Source organism: Planctomycetia bacterium, assembly GCA_034440135.1.
GTDB lineage: Bacteria > Planctomycetota > Planctomycetia > Pirellulales > JALHLM01 > JALHLM01.
In genome coordinates this window covers 1-8,616 of the sequence record JAWXBP010000491.1, presented here as the reverse complement: position 1 = coordinate 8,616, position 8,616 = coordinate 1, and the positions used below count along the sequence as shown (strand labels likewise).

The window sequence follows — 8,616 nt, the reverse complement described above, 5'->3', positions numbered from 1 at the left end:
GTGGAGGATAGGGGACTTGAACCCCTGACCTTCTGGCTGCCAGCCAGACGCTCTCCCAACTGAGCTAATCCCCCGATGGATGCCCGCGAGGCCGAAGGCCGGCGCGGGAACGTAGAACGGTATCACTGTCCCGGGGGACTGTCAAGTTGACGACCGGGGTGCGCCGGCCGATTCAACTCGCGCGAGTCGGTCCCAAGCCCAGGGAAGGCCCTCCAAGTCGTCGGCGATGGTGACTTTAGCGGAGGCCTTCCCTGGCCTTTGAGCATTGCGGCGTTGGTTTCCACCGCGCCCCAGCCCTCCCAGGGCACGCCCTTCACGAAAACTGGGCGCTGTTTTCAAGATTTTTCCCAGGCCGGCGAAACACTCTCTGTCGCCGGGCGTTTCCGGCAGCTTACTTCGCAGGGGTCCGAGGCCATGCACAAGCCAAGGTTTGCCCAACACGTCGCCGCAAAAGTCATTGGGGAGGAACACATTATGTGCAAGAAGATCGTCATGGCCGCGACCGGGCTGTGCCTGGTCTTGGGGTTGTTTTTCGGCCGGGACGCCGCCAGCTATGTCGGCACCTCGGTGGGGTGGGTGAAAACAGCCGTCAAGGACAACGTCCCGCCTGAGTTCGAGTTGGAGCGTGCCCGCGGATTGGTCCGGAGCCTGGTTCCCGAAATCCGCAAGAACATGCACGTGATCGCCCAGGAAGAGGTGGAAGTGGCCCGCTTGGAGCGGGAAATCGCCGCCACGGAAGAAGGTCTGGTCAAGGACAAGTCCGACGTGACCCGGCTGAGCGGCGATCTGAAGCTGCAGCAAGTGTCGTATAACTACGGCGGACGCAACTTCAGCCAGGACCAGGTCAAGCGCGACCTGAAGGCCCGGTTCGTCCGCTACCAGACCAAGGAAGACACGTTGGCCAGCCTGCGTGAAATCCACGAGGCCCGCCTGAAGAGTTTGCAAGCCGCCCAGCAGAAGCTGGCGGGCATGCAATCCGAAAAGCGCGAGTTGGAAGTCAAATTGGAGAATGTGGCCGCGAAGTTGAAGATGGTTGAAGCCGCCCAGACGACGTGCGACTATAGATTTGACGACAGTCAGCTCTCGCGGGCCAAGGAATTGGTCAGCGATCTGCAGACTCGTCTGGATGTCGCACAGAAGCTGGTCGACGCCGACGGCGCCGACCTCGGCGAAATCCCGCTCGACGAGGCGATGACGGAAGATATCGTCGCCCAGGTCGATGAGTACTTCTCCGGCAACGCCGACCAGAAGGTCGCGCACGCCGCGGAAATCGACTCGATCGACTGAACGCCGCCGGTAGTCTGCGACGTCTCGAAGTAAACCGCGTCCGGGGGAAGTGGAGGAAATGATGAATGACGAATGATGAAAGTCGAATCTGATTCAGCCTTCATCACTAGTCGTTCACCAGTCCTTCACTCCCCCGTTTGTCATTCATCATCCTTCCTTCGTCATACTCGCTCATGTTCCAGAGCTGGCGACTTAAATTGCGGGAGGCGGAGGAGGCGTACCGCGCAGGTCGCTTCCAGGACGCCGGGAAGCTGCTCAAGGACCAAGAGCTGACTGGTTTCCTGCCCGCTCAGCAGTTGCTCGCCAAGGTCGCCGATCAGCTCGCGCATCGCGGGCGGAATCAACTCGCTCGCGGCGAAAGCCGTGCGGGCTGGCAAGATTTGGAGATGGCCATGCACTGGGGCGCGAACCAAGAATTGCTCGGCGCCGCCCGCGAGGATTTCGTGCGGCACGTGCTGGAGGAGGCCGAGTCGCTGATCGCGGCCGGGGAGCCGACGACGGCCCTGGATCGGCTCCGCGAGTTGGATCGCCATCACGCCGCGAACGCCGAAGTGCGGGCCTTGAAGCAAGTCGCACAAAAGATGGAAGGCGCCGATCGACTGGCGCGCAGCGGTAAGTTCGCCGAAGCCGAGCAAATGATCGCGGGGGCCGTGGCCCTGCGGCCCGGTTCCGGCGCGCTCACCGCCGCTCGCCAGGCCTGCCTCGCCAAAGGGGCCGAATGCCGCAAGCAACTGGAAGACCTGCACGCCGCGATGCTCGCAGAGCAGTGGACGAAAGTGCTGTCGACTTCCGAAGCGATCCTGGCGCTCGCCCCCGCACACGAACAAGCCCGTGACGCGCGGCGCCGCGCCTGGCAAGCCGTGGGGATCGGCGTGGCGAGCGCGCCGGTTTCACCGCGCCGCGCGACGCCGACCGCGTTCGCCGAAGCCCGCCATCCTCGCGAGATTCGTATGGCCAGCGTCGAAGATCTTTCCGCCGCGTCCGAAAATGATGGCAGCGATGATCGCTTTGTTCTGTGGATCGACGGCGTGGGCGGCTTCTTGGTTTGCACTGCGGACACGGTAACGCTCGGGCAGCCTGGCCCGGGGGCGAATACGGACATCGCGATTCTCGGCGATCTCTCGCGCAACCACGCGAAGATTCGCCGCGGCGGCGAAGGTTACCTGCTGGAACCGGTCCGCGAGGTGATTGTGAATGGCCGGCCGGTTTCCGCGCCTACAACGCTCACGGATGGTGCCTTGATTGACTTAGGAGGGGGCGTGAAGCTCCGCTTCCGCCGACCGCACGCCTTGAGCGCCACGGCCCGGCTGGAATTTCTTAGCCGTCACCGCACTGTTCCGGCGGTGGACGCGGTATTACTGATGAGCGATTCGTGCGTCTTGGGTCCCGGACCGAACAGCCATGTGGTCTGCCGCGACTGGAAACAAGACGTGGTCCTTTCCCGGCACGACGGACAGTTATATTGTCGCACGAAAGGACGCCTGGAAGTGAACGGCGTGTGTTGCGAAGGCCGCAGCCCGGTCGAACGCAACGCCCAGATCGCCGGCGATGACTTTAGTCTGAGCTTGGAACAGGTTTGAAGTCGAGGGCGCGCCAGCCTGTAGGAGGCGTCTCCCGACGCCGATGGAAACAGCGAAGTCCTGCCAATCGGCGTCGGGAGACGCCTCCTACAGAGAACTCCAAGAAAGCCCAGCCGAGAGCGAAGTGGACAAATGGAAGCGACAGCGGCTACCCTAGTTCGAGGCGGTGATGAACCCATGAACCTGACAGCCACCCATGCCGGGAACCCGCGTGAACCTCGCGGCGGCGCCATGCGCTTCACGTATCCCAGCGGCTCACGACCGCTGGAAGGCTACACGATTAAGCGCGGCATCGGCCGCGGCGGTTTCGGCGAAGTCTATTACGCCACCAGCGACGCCGGCAAAGAAGTCGCGCTCAAGCTGATTCGCCGTAACTTGGAAATCGAGCTTCGCGGGGTGACGCAATGCTTGAATCTGAAACACACCAACTTGCTGGCCCTGTTCGACATCCGCGATGACGAGCAAGGCGATAGCTGGGTGGTGATGGAATATGTCAACGGCGAATCGCTTGAGGACGTGATTCTGCGCCACCCTGGCGGCATTCCGGTGGCCGAGGCGATGCGTTGGTTCCAGGGCATCGCCGCTGGCGTGGAATACTTGCACGACCACGGCATCGTCCACCGCGACTTGAAGCCGGGCAACATCTTCTCCGACGACGGCCTGGTGAAGATCGGCGACTACGGTCTGTCGAAGTTCATCTCCGCCAGCCGCCGCAGCGGGCAGACGGAAAGCGTCGGCACGGTGCATTACATGGCGCCGGAGATCGCGAACGGCCGCTACGGGAAACAAATCGACGTCTATGCTCTCGGCATCATTTTGTACGAAATCCTGACTGGCCAGGTGCCGTTCGAAGGGGAGAGCGTCGGCGAAGTGCTGATGAAGCATCTCACCGCGACGCCGGACCTGTCGCGCGTCGCGGAGCCGTTTCGCCGCGCGATCGAAAGCTGCTTGAACAAAGACCCCGAAGCCCGTGTGGGCAGCGTCGGCGAATTGCTAGCGCTGCTGCCGACCGGCGTGTTGCCGACGTACGGCGCGACGCAACGCGTATCGCCGCCGCCGATCCCGGAGATTCCGAAGCCTCACGCTGCGTTCAACGCTCCGTTGCCGGTGGTGACGCCGATCGACGGCGTGGACGAAGAACCGATCTGGAAATGGCTTCGCACCAACTGGCAATGGGCGATCGATCGCTGGCACAGCCCGAAGACGACAAAACAAGAACGGGCAATTGCCATCATTCTGGCCATCGTCATTCTCTTAAATGCGCCGTGGATCGTGTGGGTCGCTCCCTTCGCACTTGTCGTCTATGGAATTTACTTCGGCATCCGCGCTGCCGTGCTGGCGAACAAACCGAAGACCACGTCTATGCCTCCGGCCGCGATGGCAGCACAGCCGGTGATGTATCGTACGCCCGATCCAGCGCTCGACGCTACGCACATCTTCACCGGGCCGGACCCGGCCGCCGCGGCGCCGTTCGCGGCCAAGGTCGAAGTCCCGCCGGTACCCAAGAAGTACTGCAAAACACGCAAGAGCGAAAAGGCGCTCCGCGCCATGCCGGCCAAGACGGCGCGGCAACAAGTCACGGAGTTGGTCGGTTCGATGCTTGGCTCAGCGATCGTCGTGGCGGCGGTGAGCTGCGTGATGATGCTGATTACGGGCGACAATTACGACGTGCCCAACTACGTCTGGCTGAGCGTCGTCTCGATGGCGGCGACCTGGGGCATCCTGATCCCGGCCAAGTTCTGGGAAGGGACCCAAGGCGAGGGGCTGTTGCGGCGCTTCGTGCTGTTGGCCGTAGGGCTGGGCGTCGGGGCCACGGCCTACGGCGTCTCCGAAACGCTGTTCATGCACTTGACCTCGAACCCGAGCCTGCAATTGGACATGCCGCCCGCGTTGCGTCACCCGGTGTTGTTGAGCGACAGCTACGGCCATCAATACCTTTCGGGCTACCTGACGTACTTCGGGGCGTTGTTCCCGGTGCTGCGTTGGTGGAAGCAGGCCGACCCGCTGCGGACCTCGCGGTTGAGCGTGGGCAGCACGATCGTCTGCGGCGGCTGGGCGTACATTCTTAGCGAGATGGTCGGCTTCCCCGATCAATGGGGCCTGATGACGGCCGTCGCGACGAGCGTTTCAGTGCAGCTTTGCAGCCCTTGGATGAATCCCAAACACGAGCCAGCCGCCTCGGCGGACCTGGCCGCCTAGGACGCAAGTGAAGGACATCTCCATGTTAGGACAAGTCATGCAACCTCAATTCGCCGTCGCTCCGGGCATCATGCTGCTGGTCATCGGCCTGGCGCTGCTGGTCGCGGTGACGATCGTGATTGTATCGCTGGTTAAAGCGGGCAAGGGTGCTAGCGTCGCCGTGGCGCTCGTAATTCTGCTGCCGGCGGGTCTGATTGTCCTCGCCTTGCTCCTGCCGATGATCGCCTGGAAACGCGGGGCGGTGCAGATGCAACACGCCGAAGCGGAATCCCGTGCGAAGCAAATCGAGATGCGGCATTGGGAAATTGCGCCGCCGATCCAGGTTCATCCGGAATTGGCCCCGGAGCACGCTGCACCGCCTGCGCCTGCGCACCAAATCGAAATCCATAACGATCCCGCCGCGGCAGCGCCGGCGGAAGTCAGCACCGAAGCGGAAGTTTCCGCCGACGTCGCTAGTCCCAGCGACGAATCTTCATCGAGTGACGAATCCTGGGGTGAGAAGAAAGAGTCCGCACCGGCCGCGGCCGCCGAAGCGTTAGTCTCGACGCCTCGCCCGGAATGGATGAAAGAGGCCCTGACCCCGACGCGGGATTTTATCGAGCGCCGCGTGATCCATATCGACCGCTACAGCACGATTGACGAACTACAGGCCGAATTGCCCGCGCATCTCCGTGACGCGATGAACGAGTTCATGGCCAAGGAAATCGACTACAGCGCGCCCGACCTGGTCAAGCTCCCGCCAGGTTACGTCGTGGACCACGGCATCTTGGCGGATCGCTGGACAGAAGTGATTCCTGCCGAATCGCTCTCGCTGGGCCAACCGATGTACTCGTTGCACGTCCTGCTGCAATTCGACAAGAACGTGCGGAATGATCTGCAAATTCGCTACGAGCAGGCCAAGGTCGGCCACCGGCTGGGCGCGTTTGGCGTGGGCGGTGGGCTGTTGCTCTCCTTGCTGGCCACGCTGTATGGTTACCTGAAGCTCGACACGCTCACCAAGGGCTTTTACACCGGCTTCCTCCGCCTCGTCGCGGGTTGGATCGGTGCCACCGCTGTATTGACCGCCGCGGCCCTCGTGGCCGAAGGCGCGGTGCGGTGGATGTAAGGGGAAATGATGAATGCAGAATGATGAATGATGAACGGAAGGCCTCTGAAGTTCGTCATTCATCATTCATCATTTAACAATGTAAGATCGCACCATCTGTTGAACTTCGTCCAGCATTGAACCATTGTCCTCCTCCAAAGATATCGACGCCGTCTTGATTCGTCGCATCCGGGCGCGGGAAGCCGCGGCTTGGGAGGAGTTGATTGCGCGGTTCGAGGGGCGACTGCTGGCGTTTGTCGAGAGCCGGCTGCGCGACCGGGCCGCCAGCGAAGACGTCGTGCAGGAGACGTTTATCGGCTTTCTATCCAGCCTACCGAACTATGATCAATCGCGCCCGTTGGAAAGCTATCTGTTCTCCATCGCCGCACATAAGTTGACCGACCTCTTGAGGCGCGAAGGCCGGCGGCCGACGTTGCCGCTGGCCACGGGCGCCGCGAGCCAGACCGATTGGGACTTGCCCGGCAAGGATCGCCCCGCCAGCAGTATCATGCGCAGCGGCGAACGCCTGCACATGGAGCGCGGGGCAATCGCGCAGGCCCTCGGCGAACAACTCAACTACTGGCGGCAGCGCGGCGATTGGGAAAAGATCAAATGCGCCGAGCTATTGTTTGTGCGCGGGATGCCGAATAAGGACGCCGCGGTGAAGCTGGGCATCTCGGAACAAACGGTTGCCAATCACAAGTTCGACTTCATCGCCAAAATGCGGACGAACATCCGGAAGCAAGGGCTAAGCGTGGACGTCTTTCCGGAGTTAGCCGAGTAGGTCAGCCGAACTGGTTATGGCACGGTCTCCCGACCGTGCCACAACAGAAGTCGCGAGACACACTTTAGATCGACGCCTCATCTTGTCAGGCTGGAAAGCCTGACCTACGGGACGCTATGACTGACTCCGACCTGGAAGCTTATCTGGATGAAGCGCTGCCGGCGGCCGAGATGGCCGTGATTGAGTTGTCGCTGCGCCAAGATAAATCGCTGCTGGGGCGGTTGTCGTCGATCAATGCGCGGCGCGATACCGGGTTGCACAGCCTGGGCGAGGTCTGGCGCCGCTCGCGACTGACTTGCCCGACGCGCGAACAGTTGGGCGGCCATTTGCTCGGCGTCTTAGACGACGGGCATTCCGATTACATTCAGTTCCACGTCGAAGGGGTCGGCTGCCGCTTCTGCCAGGCGAATCTCGCCGATCTCCAGGAACAGCAAGCCGGCGCCGGCGAAGCCACGACCAAGCGCCGCCGCAAGTATTTTCAATCGAGCGCCGGCTATCTGGGCCGCTAACGCTCGCCGGGCTGTTACGACGCGGTGTCGATTCTCGCCGCGCCGTAACGTAGAATGGAGTTCTGACCCGCACGTTGGCATGGACGCTGCCCCGATATCAGGCACGATCCATGCAACGCTTACGATTGGCCCTGCTGCTGTTCTGTTGTCTCGCGGCGCCGGCCCTGGCGGTCGATCCCAAGGAGGACACGAACAACGGGCCCACGCTGGGGGACGAAACGGTCCAGCACATTCAGCTCGGGCTGACGGTCGAATCTCAGGGAGGCGAATGTCGCGGCATTCACGGAACGACGCCGATTCCGATCGAATGGCCGGAGCAATCGGTGCGGGTGGTCGCCGAGGATATCACGCCGAACGTGGCGCAGGTCGACTACCGGATGGTCGCCGGCACGGTCCAGCAAATGGTGATCGACGTGCCGTTCGTCGCGCCGCTGGAGAAGGTGAACGCGCTTGTGACGATGGAAGTCACCAAGCGCAAACTGATCGCGCCGACCGACACCGCGCAATACACCCTGCCGAACAAAAAAAAGCTGCCGCCGGACGTGCGGATTTATCTCGGGCCCAGTCCGAAAATCGAAAGCCGGCACGCGAAGATTCGCAGCACGGCGAAAGAGATTCTCAAGGACAAGCGCGACGCCTCGGCCTGGGAACAAGTCGAAGCGATTTACGACGGCGTGCGCGAGCGCGTCGAATACAAGAACGGCCCGATCAAAGGCGCGCTCGCCGCGCTCAAGGACGGCGACGGCGATTGCGAGGAATTGACGTCGCTCTTTATCGCCATCTGCCGCGCGGAGGATATTCCCGCCCGCACGGTCTGGGTGCCCGGTCACTGCTATCCCGAGTTCTATCTCTGGGACGCAACGGAAACTGGCTATTGGTTCCCGTGCCAAGCGGCCGGCGACCGGGCGTTCGGCGAGATCGACGAGCAGCGCCCGATCCTGCAAAAGGGAGACAACTTTCGCGACCCCGATCGCCCCAAGCAGCAGCTACGCTACCTGTCGGAATTCCTGACCGGCAAAGGGGGCAAGCCGAAGGTGAAGTTCGTGCGCGAGATTGTGGACGGGCCGGGGGCGAACTAGAGCGCATCTGCGATAGGTCTATCGCCCTCTGCGCAGTCTACGTAAACTGGTGAATCGCCTTTTTTCAAGGAGGTTTGCCATGGCGGCGGCGTAT

At 62.1% G+C, this 8,616-nt stretch carries 7 protein-coding genes and 1 tRNA gene; 7 read left to right on the top strand and 1 reads right to left on the bottom strand.

All coding sequences use genetic code 11. The features are described from left to right. Position 1: 1 nt before the first annotated feature. Positions 2–74, bottom strand: a tRNA-Ala gene (locus tag SGJ19_27925). 400 nt (positions 75–474) lie between these two features. Here SGJ19_27925 and SGJ19_27920 point away from each other — a divergent pair. From SGJ19_27920 to SGJ19_27890, 7 genes are all read left to right on the top strand, one after another. Further along, positions 475–1,287, top strand: coding sequence for a hypothetical protein (locus SGJ19_27920; GenBank protein ID MDZ4784094.1), 813 nt, complete (start codon positions 475–477; stop codon positions 1,285–1,287). Positions 1,288–1,460: 173 nt separating this feature from the next. Then, positions 1,461–2,867, top strand: a complete 1,407-nt coding sequence (locus tag SGJ19_27915) for an FHA domain-containing protein (GenBank protein MDZ4784093.1) — start codon at positions 1,461–1,463, stop codon at positions 2,865–2,867. Positions 2,868–3,044: 177 nt separating this feature from the next. After that, positions 3,045–5,066, top strand: a complete 2,022-nt coding sequence (locus SGJ19_27910; GenBank protein ID MDZ4784092.1) for a serine/threonine-protein kinase — start codon at positions 3,045–3,047, stop codon at positions 5,064–5,066. 22 nt (positions 5,067–5,088) lie between these two features. Further along, on the top strand, positions 5,089–6,171 hold the full coding sequence (locus SGJ19_27905) for a hypothetical protein (GenBank protein MDZ4784091.1): 1,083 nt from the start codon (positions 5,089–5,091) through the stop codon (positions 6,169–6,171). A 124-nt stretch (positions 6,172–6,295) separates the two neighbouring features. After that, the gene (locus tag SGJ19_27900; GenBank protein MDZ4784090.1) at positions 6,296–6,934 is read left to right on the top strand and encodes a sigma-70 family RNA polymerase sigma factor; all 639 of its coding nucleotides are present in this window, start codon (positions 6,296–6,298) and stop codon (positions 6,932–6,934) included. A 116-nt stretch (positions 6,935–7,050) separates the two neighbouring features. Next, positions 7,051–7,443, top strand: coding sequence for a hypothetical protein (locus SGJ19_27895; GenBank protein ID MDZ4784089.1), 393 nt, complete (start codon positions 7,051–7,053; stop codon positions 7,441–7,443). Positions 7,444–7,553: 110 nt separating this feature from the next. Continuing rightward, positions 7,554–8,522, top strand: a complete 969-nt coding sequence (locus SGJ19_27890) for a transglutaminase domain-containing protein (protein ID MDZ4784088.1) — start codon at positions 7,554–7,556, stop codon at positions 8,520–8,522. The last annotated feature ends 94 nt before the right edge of the window (positions 8,523–8,616 follow it).